The 21,711-nt window shown below is 54.4% G+C and carries 18 protein-coding genes; all 18 read left to right on the top strand.

Annotated features, from left to right (window positions below):
- A partial coding sequence (locus HFD92_RS03830; RefSeq protein ID WP_167428331.1) for a type VI secretion system Vgr family protein occupies nucleotides 1-925 on the top strand: 925 nt, incomplete at its 5' end.
- A gap of 108 nt (nucleotides 926-1,033) precedes the next feature.
- Nucleotides 1,034-1,813: a hypothetical protein gene (locus tag HFD92_RS03825; RefSeq protein WP_167428330.1), complete on the top strand. Its 780-nt coding sequence runs from the start codon at nucleotides 1,034-1,036 to the stop codon at nucleotides 1,811-1,813.
- A gap of 332 nt (nucleotides 1,814-2,145) precedes the next feature.
- Nucleotides 2,146-2,508, top strand: coding sequence for a hypothetical protein (locus HFD92_RS03820; protein WP_140923100.1), 363 nt, complete (start codon nucleotides 2,146-2,148; stop codon nucleotides 2,506-2,508).
- A 150-nt stretch (nucleotides 2,509-2,658) separates the two neighbouring features.
- Nucleotides 2,659-3,369 (top strand): hypothetical protein, encoded by a 711-nt coding sequence (locus HFD92_RS03815; RefSeq protein WP_255461688.1) that lies wholly within the window; start codon nucleotides 2,659-2,661, stop codon nucleotides 3,367-3,369.
- Nucleotides 3,370-3,440: 71 nt separating this feature from the next.
- Nucleotides 3,441-4,289, top strand: a complete 849-nt coding sequence (locus HFD92_RS03810; RefSeq protein WP_154928076.1) for a hypothetical protein — start codon at nucleotides 3,441-3,443, stop codon at nucleotides 4,287-4,289.
- A 14-nt stretch (nucleotides 4,290-4,303) separates the two neighbouring features.
- On the top strand, nucleotides 4,304-4,744 hold the full coding sequence (locus tag HFD92_RS03805) for a DcrB-related protein (protein ID WP_140925093.1): 441 nt from the start codon (nucleotides 4,304-4,306) through the stop codon (nucleotides 4,742-4,744).
- 3 nt (nucleotides 4,745-4,747) lie between these two features.
- The gene (locus tag HFD92_RS03800) at nucleotides 4,748-9,166 is read left to right on the top strand and encodes an RHS repeat-associated core domain-containing protein (protein WP_167428329.1); all 4,419 of its coding nucleotides are present in this window, start codon (nucleotides 4,748-4,750) and stop codon (nucleotides 9,164-9,166) included.
- 5 nt (nucleotides 9,167-9,171) lie between these two features.
- Entirely contained in the window at nucleotides 9,172-9,378 is a 207-nt protein-coding gene (locus tag HFD92_RS03795) for a hypothetical protein (RefSeq protein ID WP_167428328.1), read from the top strand.
- A 700-nt stretch (nucleotides 9,379-10,078) separates the two neighbouring features.
- Complete coding sequence (locus HFD92_RS03790) at nucleotides 10,079-10,852, top strand: hypothetical protein (RefSeq protein ID WP_167428327.1); 774 nt, start codon at nucleotides 10,079-10,081, stop codon at nucleotides 10,850-10,852.
- A gap of 218 nt (nucleotides 10,853-11,070) precedes the next feature.
- Nucleotides 11,071-12,156, top strand: coding sequence for an ADP-ribosylarginine hydrolase Tri1 (gene tri1 / locus HFD92_RS03785; protein WP_167428326.1), 1,086 nt, complete (start codon nucleotides 11,071-11,073; stop codon nucleotides 12,154-12,156).
- A 348-nt stretch (nucleotides 12,157-12,504) separates the two neighbouring features.
- Nucleotides 12,505-13,512, top strand: coding sequence for an N-acetyltransferase DgcN (gene dgcN / locus HFD92_RS03780; protein ID WP_167428325.1), 1,008 nt, complete (start codon nucleotides 12,505-12,507; stop codon nucleotides 13,510-13,512).
- A 1-nt stretch (nucleotide 13,513) separates the two neighbouring features.
- A complete protein-coding gene (gene dgcA, locus HFD92_RS03775) occupies nucleotides 13,514-14,479 on the top strand; it encodes an N-acetyl-D-Glu racemase DgcA (RefSeq protein ID WP_167428324.1) in 966 nt (321 codons plus the stop codon).
- Between the two features lie 15 nt (nucleotides 14,480-14,494).
- Nucleotides 14,495-16,360 (top strand): ABC transporter ATP-binding protein, encoded by a 1,866-nt coding sequence (locus HFD92_RS03770; RefSeq protein ID WP_167428323.1) that lies wholly within the window; start codon nucleotides 14,495-14,497, stop codon nucleotides 16,358-16,360.
- A 22-nt stretch (nucleotides 16,361-16,382) separates the two neighbouring features.
- Nucleotides 16,383-17,924, top strand: a complete 1,542-nt coding sequence (locus HFD92_RS03765) for a glutathione ABC transporter substrate-binding protein (RefSeq protein ID WP_167428322.1) — start codon at nucleotides 16,383-16,385, stop codon at nucleotides 17,922-17,924.
- Nucleotides 17,925-18,008: 84 nt separating this feature from the next.
- Nucleotides 18,009-18,941 carry an ABC transporter permease gene (locus HFD92_RS03760; protein ID WP_167428321.1) on the top strand — a complete coding sequence of 311 codons (933 nt, stop codon included), beginning with the start codon at nucleotides 18,009-18,011 and terminating at the stop codon, nucleotides 18,939-18,941.
- The gene (locus HFD92_RS03755) at nucleotides 18,938-19,822 is read left to right on the top strand and encodes an ABC transporter permease subunit (RefSeq protein ID WP_046101680.1); all 885 of its coding nucleotides are present in this window, start codon (nucleotides 18,938-18,940) and stop codon (nucleotides 19,820-19,822) included. The genes HFD92_RS03760 and HFD92_RS03755 overlap by 4 nt, the downstream gene beginning before the upstream one ends.
- A gap of 2 nt (nucleotides 19,823-19,824) precedes the next feature.
- On the top strand, nucleotides 19,825-20,868 hold the full coding sequence (locus HFD92_RS03750) for a P1 family peptidase (RefSeq protein WP_167428320.1): 1,044 nt from the start codon (nucleotides 19,825-19,827) through the stop codon (nucleotides 20,866-20,868).
- The gene (locus HFD92_RS03745) at nucleotides 20,865-21,686 is read left to right on the top strand and encodes a M55 family metallopeptidase (RefSeq protein ID WP_167428319.1); all 822 of its coding nucleotides are present in this window, start codon (nucleotides 20,865-20,867) and stop codon (nucleotides 21,684-21,686) included. The genes HFD92_RS03750 and HFD92_RS03745 overlap by 4 nt, the downstream gene beginning before the upstream one ends.
- Nucleotides 21,687-21,711: the final 25 nt, after the last annotated feature.

Here is a 21,711-nt window from a genome sequence, read left to right as displayed (position 1 = left end):
CGGCGGGGAGAGCCGCCACAACATTGACTTCACGGTGCTGCCGTCGTCGGTGACGTGGCGCACGCCGCCGGAGACGCCGTGGCCGAAGACGCACGGCCCGCAGACGGCGAAGGTGGTGGGGCCGAAGGGGGAGTCCATCTGGACGGACCGCTACGGGCGGGTGAAGGTGAAGTTTCACTGGGACCGTCTGGCGAAGGGTGACGACACCAGCTCCTGCTGGGTGCGCGTGTCGAGCGCGTGGGCGGGCCAGGGCTTCGGCGGGGTGCAGATCCCGCGCGTGAACGACGAGGTGGTGGTGGACTTCATCAACGGCGACCCGGACCGTCCGCTGATCATTGGTCGGGTGTACAACGAGGCGAGCATGCCGCCGTGGGCGCTGCCGGCGGCGGCGACGCAGATGGGTTTTCTGAGCCGGTCAAAGGACGGCACGGCGGACACCGCGAACGCGCTGAGGTTTGAGGACAAGGCGGGTGAGGAGCACCTCTGGATCCAGGCGCAGAAGAACATGGATACCCATGTTAAAAATGACGCCAGCCATTCAGTCGCTAATAATCACAGCCATTACGCAGGTGGCAATGAGCTTTACCGTGTCGAAACCAACCGTGTCCACGGTGTAAAAGGTGGCGAAGAGCAGCTGACCGGTAAGGGCAAACTCGATGCGGTAGTCGATACCTATGTAGTGGGATCGGGCACTCAACTTCGCCTGGAATGCGGAGAGAGCGCTATCGAACTTAACGCGAATGGCCAGATAAATATCGTCGGCAAGGGATTCAATATTTTCGTGCAGGGCGACGGGCATATCACCACATCCGGCGGCAAACTGAATCTGAACACAGATGGCGCTAAACCGGGCACAAGCGCCCCGGGTTCAGGTCATAAACAGAACATCAGCCAGGCCGTAGAAAACCTTTTCCCGCCGAAGTAGAACGGTGAAAAATGGGCTCATATTACTGGTGGAGATATTACTCAGATGGCTCCACCAGACGCTATGACCAGGAGGTTACCGAATTTTAAGATTATTTCAGGTAAATAAATGAATTTATTTATTAGATTGCTTTTTTTAGGTTTTTTTACATGTGGCTCATCAGGTATTGCTACAGCATCGGATACCCGGGCGTCTTATGCTCAATATAATAGCCTCAGTAGTGTTTCAACTATCTTCAACGATCAGAAAGTTATTTCCAGTTTAAAAACTGTTTTGGGTGATGATTACAGTGACTTCAGCCGGAATTTTGATGTTTTTGGCGAACCCCATAAAACAATGAATGGTGGGATATTCGTCGAGGGCTGGTTAAAAGATCTTTATCTGGTTCAGGCATCGGCTTTTGTGATACAGCCTGACGGTAAAGTCTATGCTGCATGGATTCTGCCTGAAGATAATAAAACACATTATGTGAGCAATGATCGTACAAATAGCAAAATGCAGGAAGACATTGCGAACTGGGCAAAACGTTTTGGTAAAGAACAGTTAATTATTCCCGATAAAGTCCAAAAAGAACTTCAAAATAGTAGTGAGAAGTTTTTCGAGACCGCAAAGTTCAGAATTAAAATAATGTCGCTCTGTGCTGAGGGTACGGAGTGTAATGATGTTAGTTACGAGGGAGTCAGGAAATCAGATGGGGCAATTGTCAGATTAAAAGGGAAAGCCACGAAAAGTGATTGTGGTCAAGCAACCTGTCCTGTACTGAGTTATAAATTCCGAAATCATGACGCGGTCTATATTATCAACAATGTGATTAGTAATCTTACTGTTGTTGTTAATAATAAGATTGTATTATCTGAAGACGGGAAGTGGGAGAGTAACCCCAAATAAACGTATTATCGCGTAGTGGTTGCTGACTTCTGCACCACTATTCGTGATTTTTATCCATCATTTTTCAGCAAGGCTGGACCCGATCATAGTCAGAATGTGTTGGTCAGTAAATGTGGTCAGGGTACGGTCGTTGACAGTGATAATCAGCACTGGTTAAATTATGATGCGGATGAAAGACATATCTCTTTTCAGCTGGATAGTAAAAATTCAGCCATATTATGATGACGCTCAATTCAAATGACTGAAAGTAACAATGCATGACATTTCATACAGGATAAAATTATGTTTTATTATTTTGATATGGATGTTTTATCAGGCATGTCAGGGGGGATATGTTTAAATTTCTATTGTTGATTGCCTTTTTATGTCCTCCGGCACTATTTGCCAATGAGTTCTGCCACATTTTGAGCAACGAAGCTAACAATAGAGGTGTTCGTTTTGACAATACCGATAATGTCTATAAGGTCGGCGGAAAAGGCAGGTTGCACTTTTATTCTGCTCCCAATGAAAAATGTATAGAAAAAGACGTTTTTGTTGTTCCTGGTAATGAGTTATATGCTTATGTTGAATATGGAGAATATTACAGTGTAATGTATGTTTCTGATGACGGGAATCAGGTTGATGGCTGGGTTAAAAAAGACAGGCTGGTTGAAACAAAGTATGGTATTGCACCTGATTATGATGCCCAAAAATAGGCATTGCACTTTTTAACCGGAATGGTAATGAGAGTCACTGCATTATGGATGAAAATTTGTGGTGACATTTACAATCGCGTTGGTATTGAAATGTTCTCAACAGCTGAAATAACAGGGTCAATAATGACCTGCAAAGTAAAGGTTAATTGAATGCTTAAGGCGGGTTTAGCGGTTTTGCTGTCAATCTCCTCATTGCCCTTGTTTGCTTCTGATAGCTTTACCGGTCATTGGAGTGGGCAAGAAAAAAATGATGACGGATCACTCTTTTCTACTTTAACTTTAAAGCTAAAGCAGGATCATAATAATATAACAGGGAGGTATTGTTATGTTACCCGAAACGGTAACAAAATAGATTGCCCTGAAGATGATGCAATGAATGTTCAAGGCATTGCAAATGGAACTAATACTTTAGTTGATTTTGACTCTTCTTTTGGTGGAGTAAAGGGTAAGGCACGTTTAGAAATTAAAAATGATAAAATTTTATGGAGGTTAATTAAAGAGCCTGAGAGTGGCGATTTCTACGCTCCAGAAACTTACACGCTCGATAAAGAAGTTAATGATGGAGAGTTAAAGCCGGATGTAAAGGTTTTTTCAACACCTGAATTTACCGTTACGCTATTAAACGGTTGCGGAGATTTTTATACCGTATGTGATAATGTAAAATACTCAGGCCTCAGAAATAAAGACGGAAAGCAAATCACTCTCTCAGGTAAAACCACGCAGTCAGTTAACTCAGACAGGGCTGACGGGATGATTTTCAGTAATGGCAGCGTGGATTATGTTGTGAGATTTAATCCGCTTGCGTTAAAAGTAACACAAGGGGATAAAATACTTGTGGATCAAAGTGGTAAATGGGAGTGAAAGTTAAAGGTCTCTTTAATCCCTGCCTGAACATTAATTCATTTTTTTATTATCCACTACGATAAAATATAATGATTGAGAATCGCTTTTTAACCAGCTTTATAATCGTGCCTGTTCTTCTCTTTTTGTCCTGCATTGTCAGGGCTGAATCCGGCACGGAGTCGCTTGCTCCTGCTCTTAATGAGGGTGATTTTTCGGTTCTGCTTAATGACTATGTTTTCACGCCCGGTGATATGTGGAGTGACGAAAGCTTCATACGCGCAGGCGAGGCACTGAGCTCCGATCTGGCTGGAGAGGTAGTGATTGATAATCAGCAATATAAATATTTCCAGCATACCTATAACGGGTTTGAGTTGTTCAGCGCGACGGCGGCAGGAAAGGGAATGCACCCGATTCTGGCTGAGATTCTTTTGGAAAATGCCAGCGTGCCGACGGCCCGAAATATCATGGTTGGTGACAGCCTGGAAAAGGTTCAGCAAGCCTATGGACCCGGAAAAGAAGATAACAGTGATAATCAGCACTGGCTTGTTTATCAGTCGGGCAAAAAACAGTTGATGTTCCATATCGTTCAGGGAAAAGTCAGTGACATCATGCTGAAAACAGACCCGGGTGCAGAGCAAAGCGAAATCAGCCCTGACCAGGCTATCGGTATCGCCACCGAAGCCATTCATACCTGGCACCTGACCACTCTCGATGATAAATGCCTGCGTTACGATCTCGATGAAAGCCGTGAGAAAAACTTCTATATCATCACGGTCCGTGAAGATAATCGGGATATCAGTTGCGGTGGCGACCCTGATATTTCGCACCGACTTTTTGATATTAAAGTTGCGCGTGATAATACGCAGATACTCACTAACGCCGATAACGTTGATGGTGATTATCGCGACCTCAATTCTCCTGCCACAAACAATGAATAAGACGGACATCCGATATGCATTACCAATTCAATGAGGGCGCTTTTGCGCTTTTTCCTGCTGCCTGGCAGGACAACACCATGAACATTCTGCGTGATGAGGCCAGTGGACTGGCGTGGGTGGTGAGTCGTGGTGTTATTGCAGAAGGCAGTGATGCAGAAAAAGAGTTTCAGCGTCAGTGGGACACATTGCGCAGCCAGATGGGGCACATTCAGCAGAGTGAATTTGTTCCTGTGATGGCCGGTGTGAATAACACCTTACCTGCGACAGAAGTTGAAACCCTGTTTGACCGTAACGGACAACAGGTGTGGCAGAAACAGCTGGCTGCACAGGTTCCTGAGTCGAACATCTTTATGATTTTTACGCTCTCCGCGATGCGCCCATTCAATGAGGAAGACGGTCAGCGCTGGCAGGCTTTCAAACAAAGCCTGAGTCTGAATACGCCACGGAAAGATTAACTTATGGATAACCATGCGGCCCGCGTGGGCGACGAGATCATTCACTCCAGCATTTTCGCTGATATCACCAGTGTCGTGGCTGAAGGGGCGGCTTATGCCGTCATCGGGGCTGCGGTAGGAGCGGCGGCAACACTGGCTGCGCCTTTACTGGGTGCCGGCATGGCGGCGGCCGGGGTTGCCGCTATCGGTTCCAGCTGTCTGCTCAGCGGCATCATTGGCGGTGTGTTAGCCAATGCTGCGGGCCTGTCGGACGACATCTCTGAAGCGGCAGAGGGGCTGGGCGACATGATATTCCCGCCTTCACCCGCCGGGGTGATCGCCAGCGGTTCAGACAATGTACGCGTGAATGGTCTTATGGCCGCTCGCGCGGCCGGGATGATGACGCCGGGTGAGACACCGCCACCGGAACCGCAATCACCGCAGAGCTTCGCGGATTACGGCGGCATGCTGCTCTCTGCGGTGGGCCAGTTCGGCAGTGCTATGTGGCAGCCCACGGTCGCCTCTGCCGATGCGGGGAGTTCTCCGCTTGAGCAGGATAAAGTGGCCTGTGAAAAACACAGTGCGCCGCAGTATCTGGCTCAGGGATCGAAAAGCGTTTTTATCAATGGCCAGCCTGCGGTGCGGGCAAAGGACAAAACGACCTGTGACGCTACGGTAAGTGATGCTGTTTCCCCCAATGTCATCATCGGAGGTGAAACCGTTACGGTCAGAGAGATCAAAAGTGGCAAGGTGCCGGGTCTCGCGGTCATGATGATCGGCCTTTCGCTCATACGCGGTCGCCCCAGCCAGATCCTGAAAAATATGCCCTGCGCGCTGGCCGGTGCGGCGGGCGGCATGATGGCGGATATGTCCATCAACGCCGCCTTCTCATCGCTGTTCCCGGTTCATGCCGCAACCGGCGTCAAAGTCCTTAATGATGATGCCGAACGCGATTTCTCTCTTCCCGGCCGTTTCCCGCTCAGTTTTCAGCGCAGCTATAACAGCCTGACTCAGCGCGCAGGCCTGTTCGGTCAGGGCTGGGCCACGGTGTTTGACAGCTATCTGACGCTGGAAGGCAACCGGGCAACCTGGTTTGACGACAACGGGCGCGAGCTGAGCTTTAACGTTCCCGGTGAAAAAGAGGTGCTCTACAGCATCAGCGAAGGGCTGATGGTGCGGCGCAGCGAGACTGGCGATATCGCCATTGCCGATGACGACGGTGCGGTATGGCGTCTTTACCGGCGCACGGCCGCCGATCCGCAGGTGCTGCGACTGGCGTCACTCAGCGACGAGTACGGCAACGCGCTGGAGACGGGCTGGGATGAACAGGCCCGTCTGGTGCGTATCCATGACGCGCCGCTGGCTATTGACGTCACGCTGCACTACGACGACAGACAGCATCCGCGGCGACCGACGTCAGCCAGCCATTTTGATGGCGAGCAGCACTGGCCTCTGACGCGCTGGACCTACAGCCAACAGGGCCAGCTTGCCAGCGTGACCGATGCGGCAGACGTTGTTACCCGCCGGTTCCGTTACAACGACGACGGACTGATGGTCTGGCATCAGCTGCCCGGCGGGCTGGAAAGTGAATACCGCTGGCAGAAGCTGGATCACTGGCGCGTGGTCGAGAACCGCACCAATAGCGGTGACGGCTGCCGCATGCATTACGATCTTGCGGCGGGTATCACGCGCGTGTCGACCTATGACGGTCAGCAGCGCGAACACCACTGGAACGCCGCGGGCCTCATCACCTGTTTCATTGATGAGCGGGGCGAGAAGTGGCGCTATGAGTGGGATGAAAACGAACTCCTGACGCGCCGCATCGATCCACTCGGCAACACGGTGAGTTTCACCTATGACGATCTGGGCAACCGCGTTGAAGAGAAAGATGCTGACGGCGGTGTGCAGGCGGTGCAATGGCTGTCACACCGTGCGCTGCCCACCGTGGTTGCCGGAGCGGATGGTTCCACGACGAAATACTATTACGATCCCCATCACGGTCTTGAGCGCGTCGTTGATGCGCTCGGGCAAAGCACGATCTATAAGCGGGATGAGTCCGGACTGGTTGTCGAGGAGATCGACGCAGCAGGTAACAGCTATCGCCGGGAGTTTAACGATGCCGGACAGGTTATCCGTGAAACCGACTGTTCAGGGCTGACCACGCGCTACCGTTATCATCCTCTGGGCTGGCTCAGCTCTGTCACCGCGCCGGATGGTGAAGAAACCCGTTATCACTATGACGCCGCAGGCCGTCCTCTCCAGCTGGAGCGCGCAGAGGGCTGGGAAGAGCGACTGCACTGGAGTGAAAACGGCCTGCCGCTGGCCCATGAGTCGGCGGATAGTAAGCGCAGTGAATTCCGTTACGACAATGTCGGACGACTGATCGCCAACCGCAACGCACAGGGTGAGACGGTTCAGCGAAGCTGGGACAGCCGTGGCCGCCTCACGGCGCTGAAAAATGAGAACGGTGAGCAGTACCAGTTCGAATGGGGCGCAGACTCTCTGTTGCTGGCTCAGGTGGGACTGGATGGTGTTGCCACGCGATACGACTATGACGCGGCGGGCCGCACGCTATCGCGTACCTTTGCCGCCGGCCATCCTCAGGCCATCACCCATCGTTACCACTGGAGCCGCGCGGGGCAACTGCTGGCGCGAACCACGCCGGAGGGTCAGACGCGCTATCACTACAGCGGTGTCGGCCAGCTCGGTAAAGTGTCGCAGCATCTGCCGCTGTCTGACACCGAGTGGAGCCAGCAGGCTGAGCAGGAGATTACCTTTAAATATGATGCGCTGGGCCGCATCGTTGCTGAACAGGGGGAGCAGGGCGAACTGGCGTGGGCGTATGACGCGCTGGGTAACTGCACGGCCTTAACCCTGCCGGATGGTCGGAACCTGAAGCAGCTTTATTACGGTAGCGGCCATTTGCTGAGCATCGCACTGGACAACCTGCCGGTCACGGAATTTACCCGTGACACGCTGCATCGGGAACTGAGCCGCACACAGGGCGGCCTGACCATGCGCAGTGAATATGACCGCTTAGGCAGACTGCGCCGCCGTGACGTGTTCAGGGGTGACGCGCAGCGTCCTGCGCCGCGCGTCTGGTCCCGTCGGCGCGACTTCGATTACGGTAATAACCTGATCCGTGAAGAGCGTGACGATAATCCGTTCAGCCAGACATTATGGAATTACGATAATGCCGGCCGGCTGTTGTCACAGGACGGTGCGCAGCCGGGTAATGAACAGTGGCGCTGGGATGGCGCAGGCAACCCGCTGGATCGCCATAGTGCCGCTCATGTCATGCACAACCGTGTCACCGGACTGAACGGTATCCGCTGGCAGTATGACATTCATGGCCGCACCACTGAGAAAGATGACGGCCAGACCCGCTGGCGCTATCGCTACGATGGTGAGCATCGCCTGACGGAGGTCATCAGTGAGCCGCGGGACCGTAATAAGCCGCGCACGAAGGTGAGTTTTCGCTACGATCCGCTGGGACGCCGTATCAGTAAAACCAGCCAGCAGCTGTTACAGGGGAGACTATCTGGCAACGCCGTCACGACGCGCTTCGTGTGGGAAGGTTACCGGCTGCTGCAGGAGATCCACGACGGCACTCCGCTGACCTATGTTTACAGCGACAGCCAGAGCTATGATCCGCTGGCACGTATTGATGGTGTGGAAAGCCCCGAGATTTACTGGTTCCATAATGCGGCCAACGGAATGCCGGAGCTGCTGACTGATGCGGAAGGGCAAAAAGCCTGGGAAGGGATCAACAGCCCGTGGGGCAAACTGCTGCGCGAGTCCAGCCAGCGGCTGCCTGCCGTGCAGCAGAACCTGCGTATGCAGGGTCAGTACCTGGATCGTGAAACCGGACTGCACTACAATCTGTTTCGTTACTATGACCCAGACAGCGGACGGTTTACCCAGCAGGACCCGATAGGGCTGGCGGGCGGGGTCAACCTTTACCAGTATGCGCCGAATGCGCTGGGGTGGGTGGATCCGTGGGGGTTGAGTAGATGTAAACCTGATTTTTATGTGGGCCCTGATGGACCAAGTGCGACCATGCCTTCTACTGCTTATCGTTATATGAACACTAAGTTTGCTAAGCAAACTATGGAAAGTAAGTCAGCTCCATTAAGTTATTTTGGTTATACAAAATATAAAACTGGCCGTGAGGCTAGGGATGCTTATCAAATCTTTTATGAAAAAGGTAATCCTGAATCGTGGAGCGATGCCCGATTATTAGGAGAATTTGATACTTTACAGCTTTACAAGAATGGTGTTCCACAGGTTAAAGTTCCGCTTGCCAATGGCGACAAAGGACCGGGATATGAGCTTTTCACAAGTGCATATCCAGAGTATGGTAGAGGTGGTGCACTACAATTATTGCCGACTGAGAAAGGTTACTCAGTACTCTTCGACAAAGTCGATATTATCCCAGAGTAAATCCTATGACAGAGAAAGAGTTAAGAGAAAACCTTGTCTATTTAATCGATAAGTATGTGCCAGAAGGTGAAAGAGAACCTTTTTATGAGCTTATTTCAAGAGAGGATGTGCCTGTTAAAGGAATTTTGGCAGATTTTAATAGGGTGAAAATAACAACTGTCGATGAGCATGATGGTGAATTAATCAGCGATATTTATTTTCACTTTTGCTGATAGTATGCTGAAGGCATCTCAATTGTCCTTTCGACTTTATTCTTTTAACCGCTGACCTGAAGCAGGCGCGCCAGCACATGCTTTCGGGTCTGTTTTGTCACTGGATGAAATGAATGGAATAATTAGATAAGGGAATGGTTTATTATTGCAAAAGTGCTACAATTAATGTCATCTCATTCGAGAATGACAAGGCAAATGACCAAAGGGTTGAGTACTTATGAAAAGACTTTAGGCGTCAGCGCGTAGAGAAACTTTAGTTAATATATTCGGCTATGCAAATGAGGGATTGGCATCCGATCCATCCGAGCAGGATAAATATGAAGCGAAGTGGTTTGCGTCTTTAACTGGTTGATTTCATTGCCCTGCACCTCCTAATTCAATATTAACTAATGTTGAATGTAAATCACTGATTGTCACATCGAATATTACTATGTGTTTGGTTTTTAGTGGCAATCCAGCATTAAATGGTTATGTTGTTTTCATTCTTAAGTCAGTCGTTGACCGAAATTATTACAATGAAATCTTATCTTGTCTTGGTAAATATTTTATACGAGGGGTCATTACTGAGAGTTGTTCAAATAAGCATTGAGTTTTGGTTATGGCTTTAAAAGGTACGCACTCTGATATCATAACTATAGTTTTAAAATTTGGATGGTTACAAAGATAATATCGGCCAATATATTTATTCAGGCAGGTAACGGTGAGTTCCTTTAGAAAAGCAATATTTTTGATTATTTTTTCATGTATCACAACCGGTGCTATAGCTTCTGATAACTCCTGGGCACTATCTCAGTACAACAGTTTGGCCAAAATTCCCACTATCTTAGATAACCAAGCGGTTATTTCCAGCCTGAAATCCGTGCTGGGCAAAGACTATAGCGAATTTAGTCAGAGTTTTGATGTATTTGGTGAACCTCATAAAACTAAAAAGGGCGGGTTATTCGCTGAGGGGTGGTTGAAGGACCTTTACCTTGTACAGGCTTCAGCGTTTGTTATACAGCCTGATGGTGAAATTTATGCTGCGTGGTTATCGCCTGAAAACAATGAAGTGCGTTATGCCACTAACGCACCAGAAAAGAGCAGTATGCAGGAGGATATTGCTCGCTGGGCACAGCGTTTTGATAAAAAGATGTCATCAGCCTGTAAGAATCCGCAGAAAAAGCACAGCATGAAATCACGCTATTTCGAAACAACGCACTTCAGGATTAAAATAACCCCACTCATTATGTCCGATTCTGATTGCAATGATGTAAGTTACGAAGGTGTCAGGAAGTCAGACGGAGCGATAGTCCGGTTAAGAGGTGAATCAATAGAAAGTGACTGCGGTAAACTTTCTTGCCCCGTGCTTACTTATATGTTTCGGAATCATGATGCAAGTTATCTTATCAATAACGTCATCAATACTCTTTCCGTTATCGTTCATGGAAAGATTTTAGTTTCAGAAACGGGGCAGTGGAACGATGTGTCCGGATAAATTAACAGGCTGGCATTGTAATGCCTTGCGGCACTAAACATCATGGATGGAAAGGATAAATAAAGCCAAAAGACTACTGTTGATTTAGGTCCGCTGCCGGATGAGAATTGTAGCAATCCACAATGAAATACATCATAAACAACTCAACCAGTTGAAAAAAAAGGAAATCGCTTTGAAATAGAGCGCATTTCTCTTTAAGGTATGATTAAGGACTTTATATGATCGACCTCAGATTGCCGGATTTTGACCTTAATATTTACGCCCGTAAATATGCCCATTTACTTCCTGAAATTTCGCCGCAACTCAGAAACAGGATGGCTTACGATCATCAGCCAATGCCTGATGAAAAGCCAGCAAAACCAGAGTGGATGCAGACACTTAATCAAAGAATTACTGATGCTGAGGCTCTGGATAAAGCCAAAGGTTTACTCATGGGACTCGCTGTTGGTGATGCAGTGGGAACCACGCTGGAATTCCAGACTCGCGACAATTCTCACATCAACGATATGGTTGGCGGTGGCCCATTCAGGCTGAAGGCAGGCGAATGGACCGATGACACGTCAATGGCGCTCTGTCTGGCAGAAACGTACATTGAACAGAAAAGCTGCGACACTGCTTTTTTCAGGGATAAATTAATCCAGTGGTATAAATCTGGCCATAATAGTTCGAATGGCGTTTGTTTCGATATTGGTAATGCAACCCGTTATGCGCTTGAACAGGTTATCAGGCATGGGTCAGACTGGACAGGCAACGCCTCTCCTGAAAGCGCAGGGAATGCTGCCCTGATTCGTCATGCCCCTGTCGCTATTTTCAGACGGAAATCTTTCATTGATGGCTGGAGAGATGCCGCTATTCAGAGCAGGGCTACACACTCTGCTCCGGAATCAATCAATAGCTGCCAGTATCTGAATGCCATCCTGCATTATCTTTTAATGGGTTATGGTAAAAATGAAGCCTTCGCGCCTCATAAAATGTCTTTAATGGTAAGACTTCTAATCATCAATGCCGGTGAATATAAAGAAAAGCATCGTGACCAAATTCGCTCCTCCGGTTACGTTATCGACACCCTGGAAGCAGCATTATGGGCCGTCTGGCATACAGACAATTTCAAAGATGCCATTTTACTGGCGGCAAATCTTGCTGATGATGCTGATAGCGTAGCGGCGACGGCAGGCCAGTTAGCGGGCGCATTGTATGGACTGTCAGGTATACCTCAGGAATGGGTTGAGAAGATAGTACAAAAAGACAGAATCCTCTCGATGGCAGAAACGCTATTTAATCTCGCGCAGGAAGAAACAGAGTGATTCCGCTCCCTCTGTGTCAGGTAAGTGATTTTTTGTAACACTGACTCAGCCTGACAGGGGCGCTGGCATCCGCCATTCATGCACTCGCCAGTGCCCCGGGTGAGAAAGTTCTTTCTCCTTCCAATCGCCATCCTAAACGCCTCCCCAAACATCTTCTTTTCCTATGACCCCCTCCCGGTTTGAGTCCCTCTGACGCTCACTTCCCCCTGAAAAGCCCACCCATCATCACTCTTACCTCTGACTATAACCTGCCGTTATACCCTCCTGCTAAACAAGCATTCGTCACCTTTCAGACCGCATGAAATAGTGGTTTCAGAACCTGATCTTTTGGCTGAAACGAGAGACAACATGCTAATTCCACAACCCTATTTACTCTTTCTTGGCGATGTGACCGATCCCCTTGCGGCAAAAACGGCGCGCGGTATTCATATCTGGCGGCCGGAGCAGTGCGTTGGCGAAATCAAACTGCCGGGCTGCACAGTCAGTCTGGGTCTGGATGAACTGGATATTCCCGGTGCCAAAGCGCGTGGCGCAAAAACGCTGGTGCTGGGCACCGCCAACGCAGGGGGCTATCTGCCTGCGCACTGGCTGGAAACCATCAAAAGTGCCATTAAAGCAGGCATGAATGTGGCCAGTGGTCTGCATCACCGACTGGTAGACGAACCGGAGCTGGTCACGCTTGCGCAGGCGTCGGGCGTTTCGCTGTTTGACCTGCGCCATATGCGTCCAACGCTGAGTGTTGGCAGCGGCAAGAAGCGTTCAGGTAAGCGCATCCTGACCGTCGGTACGGACTGCTCAGTGGGCAAGATGTACACCTCCCTGGCGCTGGAGGCAGCGATGCGTGCGCGCGGCATGAAAGCCGATTTTCGCGCTACGGGCCAGACCGGCATTCTGGTCGCGGGTGAGGGCATTGCTGTGGATGCGGTCATCGCGGATTTTATTGCTGGCGCGGCAGAAGCGCTGTCACCCGCGAATGACGCGGACCACTGGGACATCGTCGAAGGGCAGGGCTCACTGTTCCATCCCTCTTATGCGGGCGTGAGTATGGGGCTGATGCACGGTGCGCAACCGCACTGGCTGGTCATGTGTCATGAAATGGGACGCCCGCATATGCGTCATTTGCCCCACCAGCCGATGGTCAGCCTGAAGGAGTGCGTTGAAGCCAATCTGCGCGCCGCGCAGGTGACCAGTGAGTCGGTACAGCTCGCAGGCTTTGCGATTAACACCTCAAATTACAGCGAAGAAGAGGCGCTCGCGTATTGCGCTGAAATCACCGCTGAGTTTGGCCTGCCGGCAACCGATCCTGTGCGTTTTGGTATCGACGGGATCGCCGCGCTGCTTCAGGAGCGTGGCTGAAATGAGAACATTGCAGATCGATGTGGTGGCATTGCCGCTGGCGCGCCCCTTTGCCATCTCTCGTGGAACCCGGACCGTCGTGACGGTCATCCGGGTCACCCTGGAGCAAAACGGGTTCATCGGGCAGGGCGAATGCACTCCGACGGCCCGCTACGGTGAGACGCCGGAAAGCGTGCAGGCGATGCTTGAAGCCGTACGTGCTGACGTAGAGGCGGGCCTGAGCCATGACGATCTGCAACAGCGCTTACCCGCCGGCGCCGCACGCAACGTGCTGGACTGTGCGCTATGGCGACTCGACGCCGCACGGACGCATCAGACGCTGTGGCAGAAGAGCCGGTGTTCTCAGCCACCGTCGGTGGTGACGGCCGAAACCCTCAGCCTCGACACGCAGGAAAATATGGCGCTCGCGGCGGCAGAGGCCGTCTCACGCGGGGCCATCCTGCTCAAAATTAAGCTCGACCGCGATGCGGTTCTGGAAAAGGTGGCCGCGATCCGTACGGCGGCACCGCGCGCCACGCTTATTATCGATGCCAATGAAGCCTGGTCGGGGCTGGATCTGGAGAGCCTGCTGGTGGCACTGAAGGCCTTCAGCATCGCGATGGTGGAGCAACCGCTGCCCGCCGGACAGGATCATGACCTGCAACGCTTTAAGCATCCCATCCCGGTCTGTGCCGATGAGAGTTGTCATACGCGGGCGGATATTGCGGAACTGCGCGATCGTTACGAGATGGTCAACATCAAACTCGACAAGTGCGGGGGCCTGACCGAAGCGCTGGCGATGGTGGAGGCGGCCCGGGCGCAGAATATGCGCATTATGGTTGGCTGCATGCTGGGTTCGTCACTGGCGATGGAGGCCGCCTTACCCGTCGCGGTTAATGCGGAGTTCATCGACCTGGATGGCCCCATCTGGCTGGCCGCCGACAGTTCTCCTTTTTTGAGCTACTCCCAGGGCCGCATCTGGCTATAACTTTGCGAGGCGACGATGACGGACACACGACTTACCTCTTCTGCAGCGCGCACAGCCTCTGCCTCTCCCGTACTGGCGATTCAGGATCTCAGCGTCTCGTTTCGGGGACGCAGCGGTGAGAATCAGGCTCTCAGGGGGATCAGTTTTGCCATCAACCCGGGTGAGATTGTCGCCGTGGTAGGCGAAAGCGGCTCCGGTAAATCTGTCACGTCGCTGGCGGTGATGGGCTTACTGGCAAGCGGCGGCCGTGTCGATCGCGGCAGCATGCAGTTTCGCGATCGCCGTGGAAACGTGCATGCGCTGGAAACGCTGGATGAGAATCAGCGTCGCGCGTTGCGGGGCCGTGAAATGGCGATGATCTTTCAGGAGCCCATGACCTCGCTGAATCCGGTGCTGCGCATTGATGATCAACTGACCGAAGCGTTACGCGATCACCAGCAGTGCAGCAGAAAAGAGGCGCAGGCGCGCGTGCGTGAACTGCTGCGACAGGTGCGTATCGCCGATGTGGATCGCGTCATGAAAAGCTATCCGCACTCGCTGTCCGGTGGGATGCGGCAGCGTGTCATGATTGCGCAGGCGCTGGCCTGTGACCCGCAGCTCCTGATCGCCGACGAGCCGACCACCGCGCTGGATGTGACCGTGCAGGCGCGTATTCTGCATATCCTGCGGGAACTGCAACGCGAGAAACAGATGGCGGTGCTGTTTATCACTCATGATATGGGCGTGGTGGCAGAAATCGCCGATCGGGTGGTGGTGATGCTGCGCGGCGAAGTCATCGAGCAGGGCACCGTCTCTGAGATTTTTGCCGCTCCGCAGCACGCTTATACCAAAGCATTACTGGCGGCCGTGCCCAGACTCGGTGATATGCGGGAGCACAACTGGCCGCAACGCTTTCCTCTGCCGGGTGCCCGCGACGCGGTGCAACGCGAACAGCAGACCGCGCGCTATGACGTGGCGCCACTGCTCGATGTGCGCGGGTTGAAAGTCTATTACCCGATCCGCAGCGGCATCTTATCGAGCCTGACGCACCATGTGCATGCGGTGGAGCAGATTGATTTCACGCTGTGGCCTGGTGAAACCCTGGCCATCGTGGGTGAAAGCGGCTGCGGCAAATCGACCACCGGACGCGCACTGATGCGCCTCATCAGCAGTGAGGCCGAAAGCATTCACTTTGAGGGAAGAGAGATCTCCGACCTGAAAGAGGCGGCATTCCAGCCGCTCCGACGTGAAATTCAGATGGTCTTTCAGGATCCCTACGCCTCACTGAATCCCCGCCTGACCGTGGGTTTCACCATCGCCGAGCCGTTGCTCCTGCACGGCATCGTGAAATCGCTGGAGGAGGCTTCGCCGCAGATTGATGCGCTGCTGAAGAGCGTCGGCCTGCTGCCGGAGCATGCGCGTCGCTATCCACACGAATTTTCGGGCGGGCAGCGTCAGCGGATTGCCATCGCCCGCGCCATGGCACTGAAGCCGAAAGTCATTATCGCCGACGAGGCGGTCTCAGCCCTCGACGTCTCGATTCAGGCGCAGGTGGTCAATCTGATGATGGACCTTCAGCAGCAGACCGGCGTGGCGTGGATCTTCATCTCTCACGATATGGCGGTGGTAGAGCGCATTGCGAATCGCGTGGCGGTGATGTACCTCGGCCAGATTGTGGAGCTGGGACCGCGCCAGTCGGTATTTAATCATCCGCAGCACCCCTATACCCAGCGTCTGCTGGCCTCCGTGCCGGTAGCCGATCCTGAGAACCGTCAGCCCCGCCTTGTCGATGACAGCGAGATCCCTTCGCCGTTACGTAAGGTGGGCGAAACGGTCACTAAGCCCCGTTATCGACAGGTTGCGCCTCAGCACTGGGTCGCTGACGGCATTGCATTGCGATAATCCTCAACGACCAGGAGATTTCATGAAACTCATTTTTCGCCGTACCTCACTCGCCTTCGCCCTGACGACGATGCTGGTCTCTGCTGCGCAGGCGCAGGATCTGCGTATCTCCATGTATGCCGATATCACGGGGCTGGACCCGCACGACACCTCGGATAACATCAGCTACTCCGTACAGAGCGGTATCTTTGAACGCCTGTTCCAGTTTGATCCGCAGATGAAGCTGCAACCCTGGCTGGCGACCGGTTATACCGCCAATGAGAGCGCGACCGAATTTACCCTGACGCTGCGCAAGGGCGTCACCTTCCAGGATGGCACCCCTTTTGATGCGGAAGCCGTCAAAGCCAACCTCGATCGTCTGGCTGACCAGAAAAAAGGGCTGAAGCGCAACAGCCTCTACAAAATGATCGACAGGGTGACGGTGCTGGCACCCGACCAGGTCAGAATCGACCTGAATCAGTCGTTCGGGGCTTTTATTAACACGCTGGCGCACCCCTCGGCGGTGATGTGGAGCCCGGCGATCCTGAAGCAATACCCGGACGAAGCCCAGCTCCGGCTGCATCCGGTAGGAACCGGTCCGTTTAAATTTGTCGACTGGAAACCGGGCAAAGCCGTGACGATGGCGAAGTATGCGGGTTACTGGCAGGCGGGGTGGCCGAAAGTCGACCAGGTGATTTTCTCGCCAAGCCCGGAAGATGCGACACGCGTTGCGGCGTTAAAATCGGGGCAGGTGGATGCCATCTGGCCACTGCCGTCCGACCTCATTGCGGCGGTGCAGCAGGACAGCCATCTGACGGTGCAGCGCGACCCGAGCATCTATCTCTATTACATGGCGATGAACACGCAGCACAAGCCGCTGGCGGATGTTCGCGTGCGTCAGGCCATCAACTATGCAATTGACCGTAATCTGTGGCTGAAAGTGGCCTTTGCCGGTCTGGGCAAACCGGCCACCTCGGCTATGCCGGAAGGGGTGCAGTTCTATCAGAAACAAACGGATCCCGATTACCACTATGCACCCGATAAGGCCAAAGCCCTGCTGAAAGCGGCAGGCTATCCGCAGGGGCTGGATCTCAAGCTCTGGGTCACCAATGCCACGGCCGCCGTGCGAGCCGGTCAGGTGCTGAAGGCACAGCTGGCCGCGGTGGGTATTCGTGCCACGGTTACCCCGATGGATTCGGGAACGCGCAATGCAAAATTGTGGGGCGTAAAGGATCCAAAAATGGCGGAGTTTGACCTCTATTATGGCGGCTGGTCGACCTCTACCGGCGATGCGGACTGGGCGCTGCGCCCGCTGTTTGCCACCGAGTCCTGGGTGCCGACCTCCTATAATGTCTCTTACTTCAGCAACCCGGAAGTGGACAAAGCGATCGCCGCCGGGCTGGTGACGGCCGATGCGGCGAAGCGTGGCATCGCCTATGCGCAGGCCCAGACGGCGCTATGGAAAGCGGCACCGGTAGCCTTTCTTGGCACGCCAGACAACCTGGTGGGCAAGCGCAGCAACCTGAGCGGCGTTTCAATGCTGCCTGATGGCAATTTTATCTTCACTCAGGCGTCCTTTAAATAAGACGATTTCTTCCTCCACGCCCCTGACCCCATGCGGGAGAGGGGGCGTGGAAAGGCCCGTCGCACCTCTGTTTCAGGGAATCGCATGTTTGCATATATCCTTCGCCGATTGCTCGAGATGATCCCGGTTTTGCTGGTGGTCTCGCTGCTGGTTTTCGGTTTTATCAAGCTGCTGCCGGGCGATCCGGCGCGCATCTATGCCGGACCGGATGCGCCCATCGAGGCGGTAGAGGCGGCACGTCAGCATCTCGGGCTGAACGATCCGCTGCCGCAGCAGTATCTCCACTGGGTCGGCAGCCTGCTGCAGGGCGATCTCGGCATCACCTACCGCACGCAGCAACCGGTGCGGCAGGTGATCGCGCAGGGATTCATGCCGACACTGTGGCTCGCCCTCGCAGGGTTTACCTGGTCCGTGATCCTCGGCCTGCTCTTCGGCGTTCTGGCGGCGCTGAAACGGGGGAAGTGGCAGGACTGGACATTGATGAGCGTGGCCGTCGGCGGCATCTCCATGCCCGTCTTCTGGCTGGGGTTGCTGCTGATCCAGTTCGTCGCGATGCCGTTTGGGCTCTTTTCAGTCAGCGGCTTTAACAGGGCCAGCGATATTGTCCTGCCTGCCATCACCCTGGGGTCGTCGGTGGCGGCCGTGATGGCGCGCTTTACCCGTTCGGCCTTTCTTGAAGTGGCGCAGGAAGATTACGTGCGCACCGCAAAAGCGAAAGGGCTGCGAAAACGGCTGGTGACGTGGAAACATGTGATGCGCAACGCACTCATCCCGGTGATCACCATGCTGGGCCTGCAGTTCGGTTTTCTGCTGGGGGGCTCTATCGTCGTGGAGAGCGTCTTCAACTGGCCTGGTCTGGGCTGGTTACTGATTGAGTCAATCAAGGCGCAGGACCAGCCGGTCATTCAGGCGCTGGTGATGCTGTTCGTGTTTGAATTTATCGTGATTAACCTGCTGGTCGATCTGCTCTATGCAGTCGTCAATCCGGCCATTCGTCTGCGACAGGAGCCGAGATGAGTTCGTCATCACTGACTGAAAACCCGCCACAGATCATTCGTTCACCCTGGCGCGACTTCCTGCACGCCTTTGTGCGTAATCCCCTGGCGCTGGTGTCGGGCGGATTTGTGCTGCTGCTGATTGTGGTCGCCCTCTTTGCGCCCTGGCTGGCCCCCTGGGACCCGATGGCACCGGACTGGATGGCGTTATCGTCGCCGCCTACGGCCGCCCACTGGATGGGGACCGACGAGCTGGGGCGTGACCTGCTGAGCCGGATTATTTACGGCGCCCGCATCTCGCTCTATGTTGGGGTGCTGTCGGTCACGCTTGGCATGATCGCCGGGGTGATACTGGGTTTACTGGCCGGCTACTATGGTCGCTGGATCGATATGCTGATTATGCGCGGCGCCGACGTGCTGTTCGCCTTTCCCGGTATGCTGCTGGCCATCGCGGTGGTGGCGCTGCTGGGAACGGGCCTGAACAATGTCATCATCGCGGTCGCGGTGTTCAGCGTACCGGTCTTTGCCCGCATCGTGCGTGCTTCGACGCTTTCACTGCGACAGGCGGCGTATGTTGAGGCGGTGCGCTGCGCCGGTGCGCCAGACCGGGTGATTATTCTGCGGCATATTCTGCCCGGCACGCTCTCCAGCGTAATTGTCTATTTCACCATGCGCATTGGCACCAGTATTCTCACGGCGGCGGGCCTGAGCTTTATCGGACTGGGCCCGGAGCCTGACGTGCCGGAATGGGGCAATATTCTGGCGATGAGCCGCAGCATGATGATGGCCGGGGCCTGGCATATGAGCGTCTTTCCGGGGCTGGCGATCTTTCTGACCGTGCTGGCCTTTAACCTGCTTGGGGATGCGCTGCGCGACACCCTCGATCCCAAACTCAAGGGCTGACGATGGATTTTCAACATGTGCAGCGCACGCTGCTGCTGGAGCGCTGGCGTGAGACGCGTCAGCTGGGTCAGCCGCGCAGTGCCTGCGGATCTGCTAATCGCATCAGCGATGTGGCGGGCGTGCGGGTCGGCCACTCTACGCTGAATGCAGGCGAGACGCAGACAGGCGTCACCGCTATCGTGCCGCCGGGCGACAATCTGTTTCTGACGCCGCTGCCGTGCGGGGCAGAGGTCCTGAACGGGTTTGCCAAACCGGTCGGGCTGGTTCAGATCGAGGAGCTTGGCGTGCTGCAGACGCCAATTCTGCTCAGCAACACGCTGGCGGTCGGCACGCTGTTTACCACGCTGGTACGGGATGCCATCCGTCGCAACCCGGAGCTGGGGCGAACGCTGCCAACGGTCAATCCCCTGGCGCTGGAGTGTAACGATGGCTGGCTCAACGATATTCAGGCACTGGCTGTCAGCGAGGCGATGGCGCAGACGGCCCTGCAGACCGCCTCAGCCGACTTCGCGCGCGGCAGCGTCGGGGCCGGACGCGGCATGAGCTGTTTCAGCCTGAAAGGGGGGATCGGCACCGCTTCGCGGCTGATCCCCTCGCTCAGCGCCACGCTTGGCGTGCTGGTGCTGGCCAATTTTGGTGCCCTGGAGGCCCTGACGCTCGATGGCGTGCGGGCCGGTGAGATGATTGCGCCGCTGCTGCCAGGCCACACGCCGCAGCGCGATGCCGGTTCTGTCATCATCATCATGGCAACGGATGCGCCGCTGGAGGCGCGACAGTTAAAGCGCCTCGCGAAGCGCGCCGGTGCCGGCCTGGGACGGCTGGGCAGCCACTGGGGCCACGGCTCGGGCGACATTGCGGTGGCGTTTTCAACGCAACCGCTGCCGCAACCGCCACAGGAGGAGCAGCTGGAGCCGCTGCTTGCCGCCGCGGCCGATGCCACCGAACAGGCTGTACTGGACGCCCTGTTGAGCGCGGAGGCCGTGACCGGCTTTCGGGGTCATCATCGGCCCTCACTGACTCAGATACTGGACAGGTTAACCTCATGAAAATTTTTATCTCTGCCGATATCGAAGGCATTGCGGGCGTCATGTGCCCGGAGCAGTGCACCCCAGGCAACCCGGAGTACCAGCTGGCCCGGGGGCTGATGGAGCAGGAAGTCAATGCTGCGATTGAGGGCGCTTTCGCAGGCGGCGCCACGGACGTGGTGGTCGCAGACAGCCATGCCCGGATGACCAACCTGCGGGCGGAAAATATCGATTCCCGCGCCCGGCTGGTGCAGGGCAAACCTCGCGGGCTGTCGATGGTGGAAGGCATTGAACAGCAGCAGTTCGACGGCTTATTTCTGGTGGGCTATCACAGTGCCGCGGGTGAACCCGGCGTGCTGGCGCATACCATTAACGGCCGGGCATTCTGGCGTATCCATATCAATGGTCTGGTGATGGGCGAAACCGATATTTACGCCGCCGCCGCGGCTGAGCAGGGCACGCCACTGCTGCTGGTGACGGGCGACGATCAGCTGCAGGGCTGGATAGCGGAACACTACCCAACGGTCGATTACGTCTGTGTCAAACGCGCCATTTCCCACACCTGCGCGGAATCGATCAGCCCTCACGCCGCGCAGCGTGCGATTGCTGCCGCGGCACGCACCGCATCGCAGCATCAGCCTCAGGTGAGCACGACCCGCCTGACGGCACCCTACGCGATGCGGCTGCAGGCCAGCAGACCGGTGCTGGCCGATCTGTTCTGCCTGATCCCCGGCGTCACGCGTCTTGATGGTGTCACCGTCGGCTATCGGGCGGAGAAAATGGCGACGTTAATCAGCCTGCTCAGTGCCTTCTCTTATCTGGCGACGACCCAGTCGTAGCGACATTACCCCGTAGATGTAACCC

Origin of the sequence: Pantoea sp. EKM101V, from assembly GCF_011800325.1 — a bacterium.
In the GTDB taxonomy this organism is placed as follows: domain Bacteria; phylum Pseudomonadota; class Gammaproteobacteria; order Enterobacterales; family Enterobacteriaceae; genus Pantoea; species Pantoea anthophila.
Note: the sequence above shows the minus strand (reverse complement) of the source record. Positions and strands in the feature narration are given on the sequence as shown.